At 70.1% G+C, this 17,550-nt stretch carries 17 protein-coding genes; 7 read left to right on the top strand and 10 right to left on the bottom strand.

Going from position 1 to position 17,550, the window contains the following annotated elements:
• Window positions 1-91 precede the first annotated feature (91 nt).
• The 3 genes from ACFXK0_RS17755 to ACFXK0_RS17745 all read right to left on the bottom strand — a co-directional run bounded on the left by ACFXK0_RS17755 (window position 92) and on the right by ACFXK0_RS17745 (window position 4,101).
• Window positions 92-1,060: a sigma-70 family RNA polymerase sigma factor gene (locus ACFXK0_RS17755; RefSeq protein WP_022566390.1), complete on the bottom strand. Its 969-nt coding sequence runs from the start codon at window positions 1,058-1,060 to the stop codon at window positions 92-94.
• Between the two features lie 171 nt (window positions 1,061-1,231).
• Window positions 1,232-2,749, bottom strand: coding sequence for a methyltransferase (locus ACFXK0_RS17750; RefSeq protein ID WP_379411451.1), 1,518 nt, complete (start codon window positions 2,747-2,749; stop codon window positions 1,232-1,234).
• A gap of 515 nt (window positions 2,750-3,264) precedes the next feature.
• Window positions 3,265-4,101 carry a VOC family protein gene (locus tag ACFXK0_RS17745; protein WP_379411450.1) on the bottom strand — a complete coding sequence of 279 codons (837 nt, stop codon included), beginning with the start codon at window positions 4,099-4,101 and terminating at the stop codon, window positions 3,265-3,267.
• 45 nt (window positions 4,102-4,146) lie between these two features.
• Between ACFXK0_RS17745 and ACFXK0_RS17740 the strand changes: the two genes are divergently transcribed.
• Window positions 4,147-4,707, top strand: coding sequence for a hypothetical protein (locus ACFXK0_RS17740; RefSeq protein WP_379411448.1), 561 nt, complete (start codon window positions 4,147-4,149; stop codon window positions 4,705-4,707).
• Here the strand turns inward: ACFXK0_RS17740 and ACFXK0_RS17735 are convergent.
• Window positions 4,704-5,120 carry a DUF3099 domain-containing protein gene (locus ACFXK0_RS17735; RefSeq protein ID WP_379411446.1) on the bottom strand — a complete coding sequence of 139 codons (417 nt, stop codon included), beginning with the start codon at window positions 5,118-5,120 and terminating at the stop codon, window positions 4,704-4,706. The genes ACFXK0_RS17740 and ACFXK0_RS17735 overlap by 4 nt on opposite strands.
• An 83-nt stretch (window positions 5,121-5,203) precedes the next feature.
• On the opposite strand from ACFXK0_RS17735, the gene ACFXK0_RS17730 reads away from it, so the two are divergent.
• Window positions 5,204-5,443, top strand: coding sequence for a DUF3039 domain-containing protein (locus ACFXK0_RS17730; RefSeq protein ID WP_189024012.1), 240 nt, complete (start codon window positions 5,204-5,206; stop codon window positions 5,441-5,443).
• Here ACFXK0_RS17730 and ACFXK0_RS17725 read toward each other — a convergent pair.
• Window positions 5,413-6,546: a YihY/virulence factor BrkB family protein gene (locus tag ACFXK0_RS17725; RefSeq protein ID WP_379411445.1), complete on the bottom strand. Its 1,134-nt coding sequence runs from the start codon at window positions 6,544-6,546 to the stop codon at window positions 5,413-5,415. The two genes, ACFXK0_RS17730 and ACFXK0_RS17725, sit on opposite strands and share 31 nt — an antisense overlap.
• A 250-nt stretch (window positions 6,547-6,796) precedes the next feature.
• On the opposite strand from ACFXK0_RS17725, the gene ACFXK0_RS17720 reads away from it, so the two are divergent.
• Window positions 6,797-8,473: a DEAD/DEAH box helicase gene (locus ACFXK0_RS17720; RefSeq protein WP_379411601.1), complete on the top strand. Its 1,677-nt coding sequence runs from the start codon at window positions 6,797-6,799 to the stop codon at window positions 8,471-8,473.
• Window positions 8,474-8,635: 162 nt separating this feature from the next.
• On the opposite strand, the gene ACFXK0_RS17715 is transcribed toward ACFXK0_RS17720, so the two are convergent.
• Window positions 8,636-9,178, bottom strand: a complete 543-nt coding sequence (locus ACFXK0_RS17715; RefSeq protein WP_379411443.1) for a hypothetical protein — start codon at window positions 9,176-9,178, stop codon at window positions 8,636-8,638.
• Window positions 9,178-11,118: a DEAD/DEAH box helicase gene (locus ACFXK0_RS17710; RefSeq protein ID WP_379411600.1), complete on the bottom strand. Its 1,941-nt coding sequence runs from the start codon at window positions 11,116-11,118 to the stop codon at window positions 9,178-9,180. Before ACFXK0_RS17710 ends, ACFXK0_RS17715 begins: the two co-directional genes overlap by 1 nt.
• A 125-nt stretch (window positions 11,119-11,243) precedes the next feature.
• On the opposite strand from ACFXK0_RS17710, the gene ACFXK0_RS17705 reads away from it, so the two are divergent.
• On the top strand, window positions 11,244-11,999 hold the full coding sequence (locus ACFXK0_RS17705; RefSeq protein ID WP_379411441.1) for a TetR/AcrR family transcriptional regulator: 756 nt from the start codon (window positions 11,244-11,246) through the stop codon (window positions 11,997-11,999).
• A gap of 109 nt (window positions 12,000-12,108) precedes the next feature.
• Here ACFXK0_RS17705 and ACFXK0_RS17700 read toward each other — a convergent pair whose 3' ends face one another.
• Complete coding sequence (locus ACFXK0_RS17700) at window positions 12,109-12,303, bottom strand: hypothetical protein (RefSeq protein ID WP_029903635.1); 195 nt, start codon at window positions 12,301-12,303, stop codon at window positions 12,109-12,111.
• A 405-nt stretch (window positions 12,304-12,708) separates the two neighbouring features.
• Between ACFXK0_RS17700 and ACFXK0_RS17695 the strand changes: the two genes are divergently transcribed.
• Genes ACFXK0_RS17695 through ACFXK0_RS17685 form a run of 3 tightly spaced genes read left to right on the top strand, consistent with a single transcriptional unit; the run spans window position 12,709 to window position 14,784 of the window.
• Window positions 12,709-13,080, top strand: coding sequence for a DUF952 domain-containing protein (locus ACFXK0_RS17695; protein ID WP_379411440.1), 372 nt, complete (start codon window positions 12,709-12,711; stop codon window positions 13,078-13,080).
• A gap of 37 nt (window positions 13,081-13,117) precedes the next feature.
• Window positions 13,118-13,600, top strand: a complete 483-nt coding sequence (locus ACFXK0_RS17690) for a cation:proton antiporter regulatory subunit (RefSeq protein ID WP_379411438.1) — start codon at window positions 13,118-13,120, stop codon at window positions 13,598-13,600.
• A 5-nt stretch (window positions 13,601-13,605) separates the two neighbouring features.
• Window positions 13,606-14,784 carry a cation:proton antiporter gene (locus ACFXK0_RS17685; RefSeq protein ID WP_379411437.1) on the top strand — a complete coding sequence of 393 codons (1,179 nt, stop codon included), beginning with the start codon at window positions 13,606-13,608 and terminating at the stop codon, window positions 14,782-14,784.
• Here ACFXK0_RS17685 and ACFXK0_RS17680 read toward each other — a convergent pair whose 3' ends face one another.
• Window positions 14,785-15,720: an MHYT domain-containing protein gene (locus ACFXK0_RS17680; protein ID WP_379411435.1), complete on the bottom strand. Its 936-nt coding sequence runs from the start codon at window positions 15,718-15,720 to the stop codon at window positions 14,785-14,787.
• Between the two features lie 243 nt (window positions 15,721-15,963).
• Window positions 15,964-17,337, bottom strand: coding sequence for an RNA polymerase sigma factor (locus tag ACFXK0_RS17675; protein ID WP_379411434.1), 1,374 nt, complete (start codon window positions 17,335-17,337; stop codon window positions 15,964-15,966).
• Window positions 17,338-17,550 lie beyond the last annotated feature (213 nt).

Below are 17,550 nucleotides of genomic sequence, written 5' to 3'. Positions count from 1 at the left end.
GCCGACCGGCTCGCGACCACGGAGGGGGTGGGGTCGCGGACACCGGTCGGCGTTTCCGGAAGACGACCCCGTGGGGCCGTCTGGTCGGGGGTCAGCTGGCGTAGGCGCGCAGCCGGTCGGCGCGCTCGCCCTTGCGCAGCTTGGACATGACCTCGCGCTCGATCTGGCGGACCCGCTCACGGGACAGCCCGAACAGCTTGCCGATCTGGTCGAGGGTGCGCGGCTGGCCGTCGTCGAGGCCGAAGCGCAGGCGGATGACCTGCTGTTCGCGCTCGTCGAGGGTGGCCAGCACGCTGCGCACGTCGTGGTGCAGCAGGCCGGCGATGACCGCGCTCTCGGCGGAGGTCGCCTCGGAGTCCTCGATGAAGTCGCCCAGCGGGGCTTCCTCGTCGTTGCCGACGGGCATGTCCAGGCTCACCGGGTCGCGGCTGTGATCGAGCAGATCGGCGATCTTCTCCACCGGGATGCCCGACTCGTTGGCGAGTTCGGCGTCGGTGGCCTCGCGGCCGAGCTGCTGATGCAGTTCACGCTTGATCCTGGCGAGCTTGTTGACCTGCTCGACCAGGTGCACGGGGAGCCGGATGGTGCGGCTCTGATCGGCCATGCCGCGGGTGATGGCCTGGCGGATCCACCAGGTGGCGTAGGTGGAGAACTTGAAGCCCTTGGCGTAGTCGAACTTCTCCATCGCGCGGATCAGGCCGAGGTTGCCCTCCTGGATGAGGTCGAGCAACGGCATGCCGCGGCCGGTGTAGCGCTTGGCCAGCGAGACGACCAGGCGCAGGTTGGCCTCGAGCAGATGCGAGCGGGCGGCCTGCCCCTCGCGGACCAGAATCGCCAGATCACGCTTGCGAGTCGCCGATAGCCGCTTACCGGTCTCGAGCAGGTGCTGGGCATACAGGCCCGCCTCGATACGCTTGGCCAACTCGACCTCGTCGGCCGCCGTGAGCAGTGCCGTGCGTCCGATTCCGTTCAGGTACACGCGTACCAGGTCGGCGGCGGGGCTCTGGGCGTCGATATCGGACTCGCTGGGGCGCACACGAGTAGTGGCGGGGCTTGTCATGACTTGCCTCCTGTCGGTGGTGTCTCACTCCGTTCAACGGAACCGACATAAGGAAAGTTCCCGATCCCGTTCGCGGTAAACAGCTCTGAGCTGCGGATTCCGACCCTTACGGCTGAGAAGTTCCTGAGAAGCGGCGGCGGGTGGAACCGGCGGGCACCCGGCCGGCGCCGATCACACCGGCCGCACCAATCCGTGCCGCACCAGACCGCTGACCACGCCCAGCGCCTGGGCGGCGAATTCCGGGGTCACCTCGTCGGCTCCGTCGGCCAGGGCGAGGAGTTCGATCAGCTCGTACAACGGCAGCCCGTCCGGGCGCATTCCCGCGACCAGCGCGATCGTCGACTCGTCGACCTCGTGCTGCCAGCGCGGACCGTCACCGCGGTGCAGGCGGGCGACCTGCTGCTCCCAGCCGGACTCGCCGGGCAGCGACACCCGCTCCAGCGCGGTCGCCGGACTCGGGGCGAAACGCGCGGTCCAGGCCAGATCGTTGTCGGCCGCGACCGCCCGCAACCACGCCGACCTGGCGAAATACCCGGCGACCTCCTCGCCGAGCGGATCGTCGAAGCCGTGGGTGAGGTCCTCGGCGAGCAGTTCGGTCGGCCCGTCGATCGACTTCAGATAGACGAACCCGAACCCGATGCCGGCCACCTCGGCGGCCTCGAACGCGGCCAGCCACTGCTCGGCGCGTGCCTGCGCGGCCGGATCGCGCGGGTCCAGGCCCGCGTCGCGCAACCAGGTGCCCACATAGAGCGCCGGGTCGGCGACGTCGCGCTGCACCACCCAGGCGTCGACGCCGTGCGCGGGCAGCCACGACGACACCCGCTGACGCCAGTCCTGGCCGTCGACGTGCACCCAGGCGGCCAGCATGGCCGCGGTGCCGCCGGGTGCCAGCAGTTCCGGCGCCCGGCCGATGACCAGCTCGCTGGCGCCGTCGAGGGCCAGGCCGGAATCGCGGTAGGTGTGCTCGATGCGGGCCGGGCCGACGACGAACGGCGGATTGGCCACCACCTGGTCGAAACGCCGTCCCGCGACCGGTTCGAACCACGAGCCCTCGACCAGTTCGATGTCGAGTTCGTTGAGCGCGGCCGTGGCCTGGGCCAGCCACAGCGCCCGCGCGTTGACATCGGTGGCGGTGACCCGGCCCGCATAGCTCGCGGCGTGCACCGCCTGGACGCCACAGCCGGTCCCCAGATCCAGCACCGTGCCGACCGGCTCGGTCGGCGTGGCGCGCAGCAGCGACAGCGAGGCGTGCCCGACTCCGAGCACGTGGTCCTCGGTCAGTGTGCGCCTGCGCATCGAATCGTCGAGGTCGGACAGGATCCAGCGGGTCCCGGCGCCGGTGTCGAGCGGCCGCAGATCGAGCGCGGCCCGGATCTCGTCGCCGTCGCGCACCAGCAGTCCCGCCGCGATCGCGTCCTCGATCCGCACCGGGGCGAACGCCGCGCCCACTTCCCGTTCCGGCAGCGGGTCCCCGAGCAGCAGCAGCCGGATCAGCGTGCCCAGCTCACCCGCCGCCCGCGCCGCCCGCCGCACCGGCACCGGTTCCGAACGGCTCAGCGCCGCATGCACATCCACCCCCAGCACCTCGACCAGCGTGTCCGCGTCATAGCCGACCCGGATCAGGGCGGCGCGCAGATCCGGGCACAGCGCGGTGAGCGGAGAACGGGTTGCGGTGGGATTCGTAGGCACCCGATCACTCTGCCAGGCCCGACCCCACGCGGTTCCACCCGTCGTGGCAGCGTGTCGACCGTGCACAGCCGGCCGCGGCGAGTCGCCGCCAGGGACAGCCGCGTGCTCGGCCGCGCGGCGTCTGCGCAGACCAGCGGGTACACGGCTGACCTCGTGATCGGCCTGCAACCGGGGCACGCAGACCAGCGGGTACACGGCTGACCTCGTGATCGGCCTGCAACCGGGGCACGCAGGCCGGCAGGAGCGCATCTGGGCGCGTGCGGCGTTGCCGTGGGCGGGTAGGCCGGTCGGCGGTGTGGGTGCGTGCGGCTGACCTTGCGGCCGGTGTTGCCGTTGGTGCGCGCAGGCCGGAGCGCTCGGCGGTGTGGGTGCGTGCGGCTGACCTTGCAGTCGGTGTCGCTGTTGGTGCGCACAGGCCGGAGCGCTCGTGGGGTGCGTGGGTGCGTGTGACTGATTTTGTGGACGCGCGGCTGACGGCGGCCGAGGTGGTGGGACGGGTATCGTTACGTGCGAGGTCAGCCGGTGTAAGGGTCGCGGGCGGTGACGCAGTAGAGGGTGTGGCCGGGGTCGCGCAGGACGATCCAGTGGTCGGTGTCGTGGATGCGGGTGGCGCCGAGGGACTCGTGCCAGGCGGCGGTGGCGGTGATGTCGGAGGAGGCCAGATCGGCGTGCGCACCGGGGGGACGTGGTTCGTCGAGGCGCTGGAGCAGTAGGTGCAGTGGCTGGTCGGGGCCGCGCAGGCGGGCGAATTCGGGGCGGCGGCCCGGTCGATGGGTCCAGCCGGTCATGGCATGCCAGAAGACGGTGTCGGTGGTGATCTCGGCCGGTGCCAGGTCGAGGCAGATCTGGTCGAGCCGGGTCACGGTGCCGTCCGGCGCGGTCGACACGGTGACCGGCGGTGGGTCGTCGTGCACGTGTGTGATCGGGGTGAAGCAGAATGTCTGACCGGCAGGCGATTGCAGCACGGTGTAATCGGGGGCGATGGTGATCAGCCGGGCGCCGAGCGCCGTCGCGGCCGAAACCGCGGCGGGGATGTCGTCGACATCGAGGTCGAGATGGACACCGCCCTCGTCGCCGACCCGCTGCAACTTCAGCCAGGCCGGACCGGTCGCCGGCTGCAGTGTCACGAATTCCGCGTGCTCGCCCCGTGGTTCGGACACCGTGGAGCCGGTGACCGTCGCCCAGAAACGCACGCAGGCGTCGAAACTCGTTGCGGGACGGTCGAGAAACGCCCAGGTCCAGCGAATCATGCTGTCGCCCTTTCGCTCTGGGTCGAGCCGGATGGCCCTGTCGGAACGGTAGGCCGTCCACGCCGCGTTGTCGATTGGCAGGATCTCGACGAAAGATGACATACCGGCCACTCGTTCGCATCGCCGCCATCAGGCACTCTGATCCGGGTGACCGACCTCCGCCCGCCGCCACCCGCCACCGGAGACGACCCAGCCGAGCCGGCCGGCGCCACACCCCGCAGCTACGACGCCGACCACATGCCCGCCGCTGCCACGCCGCGTGCGCAGGACTCGACCGGGCCGCGCGCCCTGCATCCGGCGTGGATCGTCGCCGGTGTCGGTTTCGTCGCCCTGCTGGGTGCGGCCGCGTTTCGTTCGGTTCCGAGCGTCCTGATCGATCCGCTGCACGCCGAATTCGGCTGGTCGCACGCGACGATCTCGGCCGCGGTCTCGCTGAACATGCTGCTCTACGGCCTGATCTCGCCCTTCGCCGCGGTCCCGCCGACGGTGCTGCTGTGCCGGGAACTGTTCGGTGCCCACGGCCCGATCGCCTTCGGCTGGGTCTTCGCCGCGCACCAGGTGGGCGCCGCGATCGCGGCCACCGGGGCCGGTGTCATCCGGGACGTGCAGGGCTCCTACGACCTGGCCTGGTATCTGGCCGGCGCGCTGTGTGGCGTCGCGGCGCTGATGTCGATGCTGGTCCGCAGGCCGCAGGTGCCCGCGAGTTAGTCGATGGCTTTGCGACGACCCGATTCCAGCGCGATCTGGTTCTCGCGCCCGTCCCAGCGGCTCGGTTCGTCCTTGGTGCGCGGCGGCCGGTCGTTGGCGACGAGCACCGCGATCCACGGCAGCGGCACCGAGGCGACGATGATCAGGATCGAGATCAGCGGATTCTCGAACATGCTGTAGGTGATCGCCGCCAGCACCAGGCACGGGATGCGGCAGGCCATGATGATCGTGTAGCGGCGTACCCGGGCGCGGTGCTGCTCGTCGAGCGAGGGCGCGGCCTCGGTGATGAGGACCGGATGTTTGGCATCGGCGCCCGGGAAATAGCCGCGCGAAGGGCTGGGCGTGGCGGGCATCGTCACCTCCGGGTCCGGGGTCGGCTCGTCGCCGCCGGAGGTGTCGCCGTGGGACTGCATACCCCGAGTCTTCCACTCTCGCTCCGGGCGCGCACACGCGGCTGGTCAGCGGTGCGGGCCGCGGATGCGGCATCATGGAAGGCGTGAGTACAGACACTCTGGTACGCCCGGAAACCACGACCGACGAGACGACCGGCGACGACGTCCCCAAGTTCTTCCACTATGTGAAGAAGGACCGGATCGCCGAGAGTGCCGTGATGGGCACGATGGTCGTCGCGCTGTGCGGTGAGGTCTTCCCGGTGACGCGCTCGCCCAAGCCCGGCTCGCCCGTGTGCCCGGACTGCAAGAAGGTCTACGACGGCTTGCGCAAGGGCGGCGACTGAACCGGTTGCCCGGTCGCTGACGCCGGCGCCTCGTGGGAGGCGTCGGCGGTTTCGTCGGGTCCGTCCTCGGCACGGACCTTGCTCAGCCATTCCTTGACCTGCTCCATCCTGGTCGCGCGGGCAGGCCAGAACTCCTGCACGGCGGCGTTGAACTCGGCGCCCAGGATCACCGCGAAGCCGAGGAAATAGGTGAACAGCAGGAACGCGATCGGCGTGGCCAGCGCGCCGTAGCTGACGCCGGTGTCGGTGATCCACGCCAGGTACCGGCGCAGCAGATCGCTGGCGCCCATGAAGAACACCCCGGCCACCAGCGCGCCGCCGAAGAGCCGGTGCCAGGGCAGGGATTTGTGCAGGGCCAGCTTGTAGAGCGTGGTCAGGCCGATGATCAGCAGCAACCCGACGATCGGGTAGTAGAAGGTGTCGATCAGCCGCAGTCCGGGTTCGCGCCAGGTCTCGGGCAGCACCCGCCCGATCCGGGTCGGGCCGAGCGCGATCACCGGCAGGATCAGCACCGCCGCCACCAGGAACTGCACATAGAGCAGCAGCGCGAAGATCCGCTGCCAGACCGGATGCCGGGCGTCCTGCTGATCGTGGGCCTCCACGATGGCGTCGACGAAGGTCGCCATCGCCGAGGAACCGGCCCACAGCGACAGCACGAAACCCACCGACACCACCGCGCCGCGGCCGCGGCCCAGCACGTCGTCGACGGTCGGTTCGATCAGGTCCGCGACCACCGACGGGCTGAAGAAGTCGCGGCTGAACGCGATGATCTTGGCCTCCACGATCTGCACCGTGTCCGGCCCGAACAGCCCGCCCACATAGCCGAGGCTGCCGAGCAGGCCGAGTAGCAGCGGCGCCAGCGACAGGGTCTGCCAGAAGGCGGCCGCCGCGGACTTGGCGAAGATCGAGTTGTTCCAGCACTTCTGCGCGACCCGGACCACCAACCGCCACGCCGACAGCAGCCACCGCACCACCCTGGTGTGTTCGCGGGGACGTTGCCCGGGCGGCTCGGCCGGGATCGTGGGCAGCGTGGCCCGGCCGCCGGGCAGGGGTGCCTGCGGCGGGTGTGCCACATCGGCTGCCCGGACCTGGTCGTTGCTCATCTCGTGTCAAGCATCCCGCACAACGGTGTGCGGTGTGCCGCGGGCCGGGCAACGTGTCGGCGGGTAACAGGTAAATGGCCGATGACCTCGGTCTCGATTGTGATGCCGGTCGCGCACCCCGCGTCGGTTTGGCGACACGCCGCATCGGGCGGCTAGGGTCGTCTGCGTGACTGGGTCGGGTGGCGTCGCTGCGGCGAGAGAAGCGGGTACACCGGGCGATACGGCCGCGGGGGGTGCGGCGGGGGGTTCCCTGCGCGCCTGGCAGCGGCGCGCGCTGACGAAATACCTGGCCACCAAGCCGCGGGACTTCCTCGCGGTCGCCACGCCCGGCGCCGGTAAGACGACCTTCGCGCTGCGGGTTGCCGCCGAGTTGCTGGCCGATCGCACGGTGGACCAGATCACCGTCGTCGCCCCCACCGAACATCTCAAGCACCAGTGGGCCGCCTCGGCCGCGCGCACGGGCATCCAGCTGGACTCGCGCTTCTCCAACTCCACCGGCGCCACCTCCGGCGACTACCACGGCGTCGTGGTGACCTACGCGCAGGTCGCCGCCCACCCCACCCGCCACCGGGTGCGCACCGAGAACCGCCGCACGCTGGTGATCCTCGACGAGATCCACCACGCGGGCGACGCCAAGACCTGGGGTGAGGCCACCGAGGAAGCCTTCGGTGACGCCACCCGCAGGCTCGCACTGACCGGAACCCCGTTCCGCAGCGACGATTCCAAGATCCCGTTCGTCACCTACGAACCCGACGAGTCCGGTTTCCCGCGCTCGCGCGCCGACCACTCCTACGGCTACGCCGATGCCCTCGCCGACGGCGTCGTGCGCCCGGTGGTCTTCCTGGCCTACTCCGGTGACGCGCACTGGCGCGACAGCGCGGGCGAGGAACACACCGCCCGCCTCGGCGAACCGCTCAGCGCCGAACAGACCGCACGCGCCTGGCGGACCGCGCTGGACCCGGCCGGTGACTGGATCTCGGCGGTGCTGCGCGCGGCCGACACCCGGCTGCGTCAGCTGCGCGCCTCCGGCATCCCCGACGCGGGCGGCCTGGTGATCGCCACCGATCAGGAACGCGCCCGCGACTACGCCGAACTGCTCGAACACATCTCGGGCGAGCGGCCCGCCGTGGTGCTCTCCGACGACCCACAGTCCTCGAGCCGTATCGACGAGTTCGCCAAGGGCACCCAGCCGTGGATGGTCGCGGTGCGCATGGTGTCCGAGGGTGTCGACGTGCCGCGCCTGGCCGTCGGCGTGTACGCGACGAGCGCGTCGACCCCGCTCTACTTCGCCCAGGCCATCGGCCGGTTCGTGCGTGCCCGCAGGCCGGGGGAGACCGCGAGTGTGTTCCTGCCCTCGGTGCCGGTGCTGCTGGACCTGGCCGCCCAGCTGGAGTTGCAGCGCGACCACGTCATCGGCAAGCCGCACCGGGAGAAGAACGCGCTCGACGACGAACTGCTGATCGACGCGAACAAGACCAAGGACGAGCCCGGCGAAGAGGAGAAGTCCTTCGTCGCGCTGGCCGCCGACGCCGAACTCGACCAGGTGATCTACGACGGCTCCTCCTTCGGCACCGCCACCATCGCCGGCAGCGACGAGGAGGCCGACTACCTGGGCATTCCCGGCCTGCTCGACGCCGACCAGATGCGCGCGCTGCTGCGCGACCGCCAGACCCGCCAGCTCGCCGACCGCAGCGCCGCCGAGGCCGCGCCCCCGCCCGCCGCGGTCGTCGAACGCATCGCCACCTCCGACAAGCTCGGCGAACTACGCCGCGAACTCAACAGCCTGGTCGCCATGCACCATCACCGCACCGGCAAGCCGCACGGCGTGATCCACGGCGAGCTCCGTCGCGAATGTGGCGGCCCGCCCACGGCATTGGCGACCTCGGACCAGCTGACCGAACGCATCGCCGCCCTGCGCCGCCAGTAGCGCGCCGCCGCCGCCGGCGTCGGCTTCCTCGCGCAATGCCTGCGCCGTGCGTGACCCTCGGCCGTAGTCGCCGACCGCGTCGTGTTCCTCGCCGGTCGCGCGGGCGGACCATCATCGGCGCGGTGATCACCATCGACGCCGGCGCCTGCGCGCTCCCGGGTGTCAGACGGCGAAGAACCGGGTGGGATCGAGTGCGTTGATGCTGGTCCAGCGTGGTTCCTGGACCGGCGCGTCGATGTCGTCGGTCGCGTCGAAATAGCCCTGGAGTTCCAGCGCGAGGCGCGGATTCTCGTCGACCTGGCGGGCGATCGTGTACAGCACCGCGAGCACGTGCACGCACCGGTCGGTGCGCGCCGAACAGGAGCAGTCGGTACTGGCCAGGGCCGGGGCGGGGGATCGGCCCGCGTCGAGCAGCGCGCGGTGCATCTCGTCGGTGACCACCGACGGATCGGGGATGGTGCGCGCGATCGTGGTCACCGCGTCCCGGGTCAGCGGCACCACCTCGACATGCGCGATCGACGCCTGCCCGCCCCGGTGCAGATGCGCGCGCACTATGCGCCCCTCGATCTCGGTGCGCACGCCGTGGTTACGGGCGATGCTGCGGGCCCGCGGCAGCATCGGTTCCGGCTTGGTCTGACCCAAGGGCTCGGCCAGCCGGACCCAGTCCTTGCCCCACGGTGTGTAGCCGAATTCGTTGTCGCCCATCAGTTCTCTCGCTTTCGGCGCAGGATGTCGACGAGGGCGTCGTCGTCGAGGCGGGCCAGTTCGGCGATGCCCGCCGCGTCGGACAGATCGGTCAGCGCCGACTTGCGGGTGTGCATCGCCGCGATGTGCTCCTCGACCGTGGTCGAGCTGGTCAGCGTGGTGACGGTGACGGTACGTGTCTGCCCGATCCGGTGCGCGCGGTCGGAGGCCTGCGCCTCGACCGCCGGATTCCACCAGCGATCGAAATGGATCACGTCGGCGGCGCGGGTGAGAGTCAGACCGGTGCCCGCCGCGCGCAGGCTCAGGATCAGCACCGGTGGACCGCCGGGGGACTGGAACTCGGTGACGATCTCCGCACGCCGGGCGGCGTCGAGTCCGCCGTGGAAGAACGGCGCGGTGATCCCGAACTGCTCGGCGAGGTGGCGCACCAGCAAGTCGCCGGTCTTGCGGTACTGGGTGAAGATCAGTGTCGGATCGCCGGTGTCGAGATTGGTGGCGACGATGTCGGTGCACAGGTCGAGTTTTCCGGAGCGTCCGGCGAGCTCGGCCAGGTCGCCGGAGACCAGGCCGGGATGGTTGCACACCTGTTTGAGCTCGGTGAGCGCGGCGAGCACGCGCCCCTGGCGTTGCAGGCCGGAACCGAACCCCTCCTCGACCGCGCGGGCCAGCGCCGCGTCGTACACCCGTTCCTGCTCGGCGGACAGATCGCAGAGCAGATCGGTGTGGATCTTCGCCGGCAGCGTGGCCGCCACCTGGATCTTCTTGCGCCCCAGCACCACCGGCTCGACGGCATCGCGCAGCCGGGCGGCCGCGGCGGCCGACCCCTCCTCGATCGGCTTGACGAACCGGCGCCGGAACTGTGTGCGGTGCGCGAACAGCCGCGGCACGGTGAGGTGCAGCAGCGCGAACAGTTCGTCGAGATGGTTCTCCACCGGGGTGCCGGTGAGCGCGACCCTGGCCGCGGCGGGCAGCGCCCGCGCCGCCTTCGACACCTGGGTGCGCGGATTCTTCAACGCCTGCGCCTCGTCGAAAACCACTGTCGCCCACTCGCGATCGTGCAGGCGCGCACCGTGCAGACGCAGCGTCGGATAGCCGGTGACCAGCACCGTGCCTGCCTCGGCCGTCACCTCGCCGCCGCGCCAGGCGTGCGCTGTCAGCCCCGGGGCGAATCGCGCGATCTCGTGCACCCAGTTGCCCACCAGCGAGGTCGGGCACACCACCAGCTGCGGCCCCTCGGCCCGCCCCTGCAGAAACCCGATGGTCTGCACCGTCTTGCCCAGACCCATCTCGTCGGCCAGCACCGCACCGCCATACGCGGCGACGGTCTCGCGCATCCAGCCGACACCCCGTACCTGATACGGCCGCAACGTCGCGTCCAACACCCGCGCGAGCTCTGCGTCGAGCGCCTCGGTCTCACGCAGGACCCGCACCGCCCGCTCCGCCGACACGATCGCTGTACCCACCGCGTCCGGGACGGCGTGCGCCGCCGGCGGGAGCTGATCCACTGCCGTCGGGGGGAGTGCCGTCGACGGACCGTGCGTGGCTGCGGTCGTTTCCATGGCTGCCGGGTGTCCGGCTGGTGCGAGGTGCGTGGCGGCGGTCGTATCGGTGTTCACCGCGCGCAGGGCGGGTGGAAGGTCGGCGGTTGCGGTCGTTGCGGTGGCTGTTGCGTGCGGTGCGGGTGGGAGGTGGTCGCCCGGCCGATCGCCGGGGTCGCGCCGGGGCGTGGCCAGCAGTGTGTGCCAGGACAGCGCCGAGGGGGCGAGGCCGGCGGTCGGCAGCGTGGCCAGTTCGGCCGGGGTCACCACCGCCGTGGCGATCTCGACGGGCTCGATCGCGCCGCGTTCACCCACCGGCAGGGCGAGGGTGAGCTGTTCCGGGTCGCCGAGGCCGGGCGCGGGGCCTGCGGCATGGCCGGTCCAGGTCCACAGGGCGAACAGGTGGCGGTCGGGGAGATAGGTGGCCTGGGTGGCGGGCAGAGCGGTCTCCTCTGATCGGGTAGCGCGAACGATCGAACAACGTACACTGTACCGAGTTTGTTCCCGCTTGCCAGAAAGGCGAAATCGTGCCCACCGACGGCGCCGAGAAGTCCACCGCGCAGGCCGGCCAGATCCTCGAACTGCTGTGGCGGCACGTCCTGCCCGCCAAGCCCGGCACACGGGGGCCCAAGCCTGGTCTCACGGTCGACGCCGTGGTCGCCGCGGGGATCGCCCTGGCCGACCGCGACGGCATCGCCGCACTCACCGTGCGCGCGGTCGCCGCCGAGCTCGGTGTGCGGGCGATGAGCATCTACACCTATGTGCCGAGCAAGGAGGCCCTGCTGGCGCTCATGGTGGACGCGGTCGCCGCCGAGGACGCGCCGGTGCAGGCCGACCTGCCGATCCGCGACCGGATGATCGCCGTGGCCACCGGCGTACGCACCGAACTGCTCACCCACCCGTGGCTGCTCGAGGTGTCGCCGTGGCGTCAGGTGCTCGGCCCGGCCCGGATGCGCCGCTACGAGAGCCAGCTGCGCGCCCTCGACGGCGCCGGACTGAGCGATCTGGCGATGGACCGGGCGATCGCGGTGCTCACCGACTTCGCCACCGGCAACGCCCGCCTCGCCGTCGCCGCGGCCGGTGCGGCCGAGCTCCTCAGCGACGCGGACTGGTGGGCCGTGCACGGCCCGCTGCTCGCCCGGATCGTGCCCGCCGGCGAGTTCCCGCTGGCGGGGCGGGTCGGCGCGGCGGCCGGTGAGCACCACCAGGCACCCGCCGACCCGGACGGCGCCTTCGCCTACGGAGTTGCCACGCTGGTCGACGGCATCCTGGCCGACCGCTGACGGCCAGGACGAACCCCCCGGACACAACAACAGCGGGCGCCCTGCTCGGGTCGCCCGCTGTCGGGATGTTCTGTTGTCGGATGTGGTTGTTTCGGACGCGAGGAGTAGGTCAGAGAGCGGGAGCGGATTCCGTGTCGATCACGGCTTCGAGCTCGCGCAAGCGGTCCATGTGTTCATTCGCGTGATGCTGGCAGAAGAGCAACTCGCCACCTGCGGGAAGCACGGCACGCACTCGGGCAGCCGCCCCGCAACGATCGCAACGATCGACCGCGGTCAGTGGGGTGCTGGTCAGGGTTCCTGGCATGACTCCTCCGTCCCGGCTCCCGGCGCTGCGTGGCCGTTCGCCTAGGTGTGGGCCCCGTGGTCACTCCACGAGGCTCGCATCCGCTACTTCCCAGCAGTGGTACGACTACTCTGTCAGACGTTCGGGATTCAGGCTTTGTTCCCGGAAGTGAATCTTTGTGTTTTCGATAACACGACCTGCGGTTTCGCTGAAAGCGAACAGCTACTGGTCGCGGGTTTCGAGCACTCGCCGTTCACCTGCGGAGCCGTTGTGCCACCTCCCCATCGATCTTGTCGCTCACCCGGTGTGTCGCTCGCTGCGGTGTTGCTCGTTACGCGCGCGGCGCAACCGCCGCAGCGAGCCCCGCAACGGGTGCTGTGACAAGGTCTTCGACGTCCGAACCTGTTGTCTACCCGGAGATTACCCGTGACCTCTGACACTCACACGCTTGTTCACCTGTGTACTTCCCAAGAATGGTTGCAACTGCAGAACGACGGCGAACGCAGGCCACCGTCGCTGGCCGAGAGCGGTTTCGTGCACCTGTCCACGCCGCAGCAGGTCCAGCTGCCCGCCAACCGGCTCTTCGCCGGGCGCACCGACATGATGGTGCTGTGGCTGGATCCGGCCCGGTTCACCGCCGAGGTGAGATGGGAGCCGGGCGTACCGGCCGACCCGGCCTCGATGCTGTTCCCGCATCTGTACGGTCCGCTCCCGCTCGCCGCGGTGCTCGCGGCCCAGGACTATCGGCCCGGTCCCGGCGGCGAGTTCACCACGCCGCGGCGCGGCGCAGTGGCGTAGGCCACATCCGGGGGTCGGCGCGACTAGGCTGGATCGTGTGAACGTCGACGTCACAGCGCTACCGGGAATCGGAGTGCGCAAGGATTTCGAGGTCAGGTCGGGGCGTCGCGTCGGGGTGGTCGCGCACCGCGACGGCGACATCGACCTGATCGTGTCCAAGCCCGACGATCCGGACGCGATCGCCGCTCAGGTGCCGCTGTCCACCGACGAGGCCTCGGTGCTGGCGAACCTGCTCGGCGCGCCGCAACTGGTCGCCAAGCTCAACGACGACCACCGCGACCTGCCCGGCATCACCACCCGCCAGCTGGTCTTGCTCGACGAATCCCCCTATGCCGGACGCACTCTCGGTGAGACCGGGATGCGCACGCGCACCAAGACCTCGATCGTCGCGGTGATGCGCGCCGGTCAGCTGCATCCCTCACCCGGCCCGGACTTCACCTTCACCGAAGGCGATCTGCTGGTGGTGGTCGGCACGCCGGACGGCCTCGACGCGGCCGCGAAGATCCTCACCCACGGCTGACGGCCGTGACCGCGCAGGCACTGGCTCTGCTCGAGCTCGGTGCGATCCTGTTCGCGCTGGGGGTCTGCGGGCGAGTGGCCGGCCGGTTCGGGATGTCGCCCATCCCGCTGTATCTGCTGGGCGGGCTGGCCTTCGGTCAGGGCGGACTCGTCGACTTCGACGCCGCCACCGAGTTCGGCCACATCGCCTCCGAGATCGGCGTCGTGCTGCTGTTGCTGCTGCTCGGGCTGGAGTACACCGCCCCCGAGCTGATGACCGGGCTGCGGCGCTCCTGGGCGGCCGGAGCGGTGGACCTGGTGGCCAACGCGCTGCCCGGGGCCGCGGTCGCGCTGATCCTGGGCTGGGGCGCGGTCGGCGCGGTCGTGCTGGGTGGCGTCACCTACATCTCGTCCTCGGGAATCGTGGCCAAGGTGCTCGACGACCTGGGCCGTCTCGGTAACCGCGAGACCCCGGTGGTGCTGTCGATCCTGGTGTTCGAGGATCTCGCGATGGCGGTCTACCTGCCGATCCTGACCATGATGCTGGCGGGGCTGAGCCTGCTCAACGGGCTGGTGTCGATGGCCGTCGCGCTGGCGACCATCACCGTGGTACTGGTGGTGGCGCTGCGCTTCGGGCGGGTCGTCTCGGCGGTACTCGACAGCGCCGACCGCGAGGTGTTCCTGTTGCAGTTGCTCGGCGCGGCGCTGCTGGTGGCCGGCGCGGCCTCGGCGCTGAATGTCTCGGCGGCGGTCGGCGCGTTCCTGCTCGGCATCGCGATCTCCGGGTCGACCGCGCACCAGGCGGTCAAACTGCTGGAACCGCTGCGGGATCTGTTCGCGGCGCTGTTCTTCGTCGCCTTCGGCCTGTCCATCGATCCGGGCGCGGTGCCGCCGGTGTTCGGCTGGGCGGTGGCGCTGGCGGTGGTCACCGCCGCCACCAAGGTGGCGGTCGGCTGGTGGGCGGCGAGCAGGCAGGGCATCCGCCGGATGGGTTGTGCCAGGGCGGGCGCCGCGCTGGTGGCGCGCGGTGAGTTCTCCATCGTCATCGCCGGCCTCGCGGTCGGCTACGGCCAGGTCGACGCGCGCCTGGCCGCCCTGGCCTCCGCCTATGTGCTGCTGATGGCGATCCTGGGCCCGGTGGCGGCCAGGATCGTCGAGCCCGCGGTCGAATTCGCCCGGCGCCGCACAGGTCCGGCGCCGATCTGATCAGTCCACGACCCGGCGCGGCCAGGCGCCCGCACCGTCGTAGACCAGCTCCTCGGTGCGGTACTCGATCGGCCCGGCGCCCGGGACTCCCGGGGGGAGCTGCTGGGGCGCGACCGGTGGCAGCGGCGGCATCTGGGGCAGCGGGCGCGGGCCACGCGGCCGCTGCGGGCGCGGTCCGTGCCGGGAGGTCAGCCACATCCGCGGCAGCGCCTCCTCGTTCTCGATCTCGGTGAGGCTCACGCTGATCAGCACCAGCATGGTGACGATGCTGCTCACGCCGATCAGCGGGGCGAGCAGATCCATCGCCCCGGCACCGGTCGGCGGGGCGGCGTGATGATTGGAGTGCGCGTGCATGGAGGCCATGCCGGTGTAATGCATGCCGCACACCGCGACACCCATGATCAGCGCGGCACCGACGGTGGCGAGAAAACCCTTGACGCGCAACGTGAACCACAGCGCCACCACCGAGGCGACGACCGCGATCACCAGCGACAGCGCGACCAGGCCCGGCCGGTAACTGACTGTCGCGGTGGATTTCATCGCGTACATACCGGTGTAGTGCATGGTGGCGACGCCGAGGCCGGTGATCGTGCCGCCGCCGAGCAGCGAACGCAGGGTGGGCTGTGGCTTGTTGACCATGAACAGCCCGATGCCGACGACCACCATCGCGGTGAGGGCGCTGAACAGCGTCAACGGGATGTCGTAACGGATATCGGCGCCACGGATGGTGAAGCCGAGCATGGCGATGAAATGCATGACCCAGATGCCGGTGCCGCCGATGGCGATGGCCGCGCCGACGAGCCAGCCGGTACGGCCCTCGGCGGCGTTGCGGCCGCGCGCCGCGCACTGCAGGCCGAGCAGGCAGCCGGTGACGGACATGAAATACGCGAGAAGGGGAGTGATCCAGCCGTAGCTGAAGTGATAAATGTCGAGCACGCCGCGAAACCCTCAATGCCAGTACCGCAGACCGGCGGCAGTAGAACGAAAAACCGCCTGTGACGATACGGTGAAGATCGCGAATCCGTGGCCTTCGCAGCGCAATACGGCACTGTGGGGTTGATCACGAAACGATTACCGTGTCGACCGGCCAGCTAATACAAACTGCTCGGAATGTTCATTCGGAAATAAAGGAAGCCCGCGCCCTCCTGACGGAGGACACGGGCTTCTCGAGCGACTCGGCTAGTCGAGGTAGTCGCGCAGTACCTGCGACCGGCTCGGGTGGCGCAGCTTGCTCATCGTCTTCGACTCGATCTGGCGGATGCGCTCACGCGTCACGCCGTAGACCTGACCGATCTCGTCGAGGGTGCGCGGCTGACCGTCGGTGAGGCCGAAGCGCAACCGCACCACGCCCGCTTCACGCTCGGACAGCGTTTCGAGGACCGACTGCAGCTGATCCTGCAGCAGGGTGAAGCTCACCGCGTCCACCGCGACGACCGCCTCGGAGTCCTCGATGAAGTCACCGAGCTGGCTGTCGCCCTCGTCGCCGATGGTCTGGTCCAGCGAGATCGGCTCCCGCGCGTACTGCTGGATCTCGAGGACCTTCTCCGGCGTGATGTCCATTTCCTTGGCCAGCTCCTCCGGCGTGGGCTCACGGCCCAGGTCCTGGAGCAGCTCGCGCTGGATGCGGCCGAGCTTGTTGATGACCTCGACCATGTGCACCGGAATACGGATGGTGCGGGCCTGATCGGCCATGGCGCGGGTGATGGCCTGGCGGATCCACCACGTCGCGTAGGTCGAGAACTTGTAACCCTTGGTGTAGTCGAACTTCTCGACCGCGCGGATCAGGCCGAGGTTGCCCTCCTGGATCAGGTCCAGGAACGCCATGCCGCGACCGGTATAGCGCTTGGCCAGCGAGACCACCAGGCGGAGGTTGGCCTCGAGCAGATGGTTCTTGGCGCGGTTGCCGTCGCGCACGATCCAGTTGAAATCGCGGCGGGTGGTCACCGAGAGCTTCTCGCCCGCCTCGGCGAACTCGCGCATCTTCTCCGCGGCGAACAGGCCCGCCTCGATCCGCTTGGCGAGTTCGACCTCCTCCTCCGCGTTGAGCAGCGCGACCTTGCCGATCTGCTTGAGGTAGGCGCGCACCGAGTCGGCGGAGGCGGTGAGCTCGGCGTCCTTGCGCGCCTGGCGCAGCGCCTCGGACTCCTCCTCGTCCCAGACGAAATCGCCGGAAGCCTTGTCCTTCTCGGAGGGCTCCTCGGTGTCGGTCTCGGCTTCGGCGGTTTCCTCGGTGGCCTCTTCGACCAGCGTCTCACCGTCGGTGAGCTCGTCCTCGGAGACCTCGAGATCGCCGAGGTCGTCGAGTTCGATCGACTCGTCGTCGAGCTGCTCCTCGCCGCCTTCGGCCGAGCTCGCCTTCTTGGCGGCGGCCTTCTTGGCCGGCGCCTTCTTGGCGGCCGCCTTCTTCGCCGGGGCCTTCTTGGCAGCGGCCTTCTTCGCCGGGGCCTTCTTGGCGGCGGCCTTCTTGGCCGGCGCCTTCTTGGCCGGGGTTACGGCGTCGTCGGCATCGGCGTCGGCCGAGTCGGCGGTCTGACGGGTATTCGTGGCTACCACGTACGCCCTTTCGTGACGGTCTCGTGCGGCGTCACGCCAGAGTGGTTTTCCGGCGGAGCGGTCGGTCGGGTTGCACCGGCGGTGCGTCGGCCGGGGAAGCCGGTATGTTCACCAGCCTTCTCGCGACCGGCCGCGGCCGGAAGGTTTCACCGGCTCACCGCCGGACGTGTTCCATTGTAACGATCCAACCAGGGTACTCATGGCACGATGCCA

Source organism: Nocardia sp. NPDC059177 (assembly GCF_042755165.1).
GTDB lineage: Bacteria > Actinomycetota > Actinomycetes > Mycobacteriales > Mycobacteriaceae > Nocardia.
The sequence above is the reverse complement of the archived record's forward strand: the minus strand, read 5'-3'. Positions and strand labels throughout refer to the sequence as shown.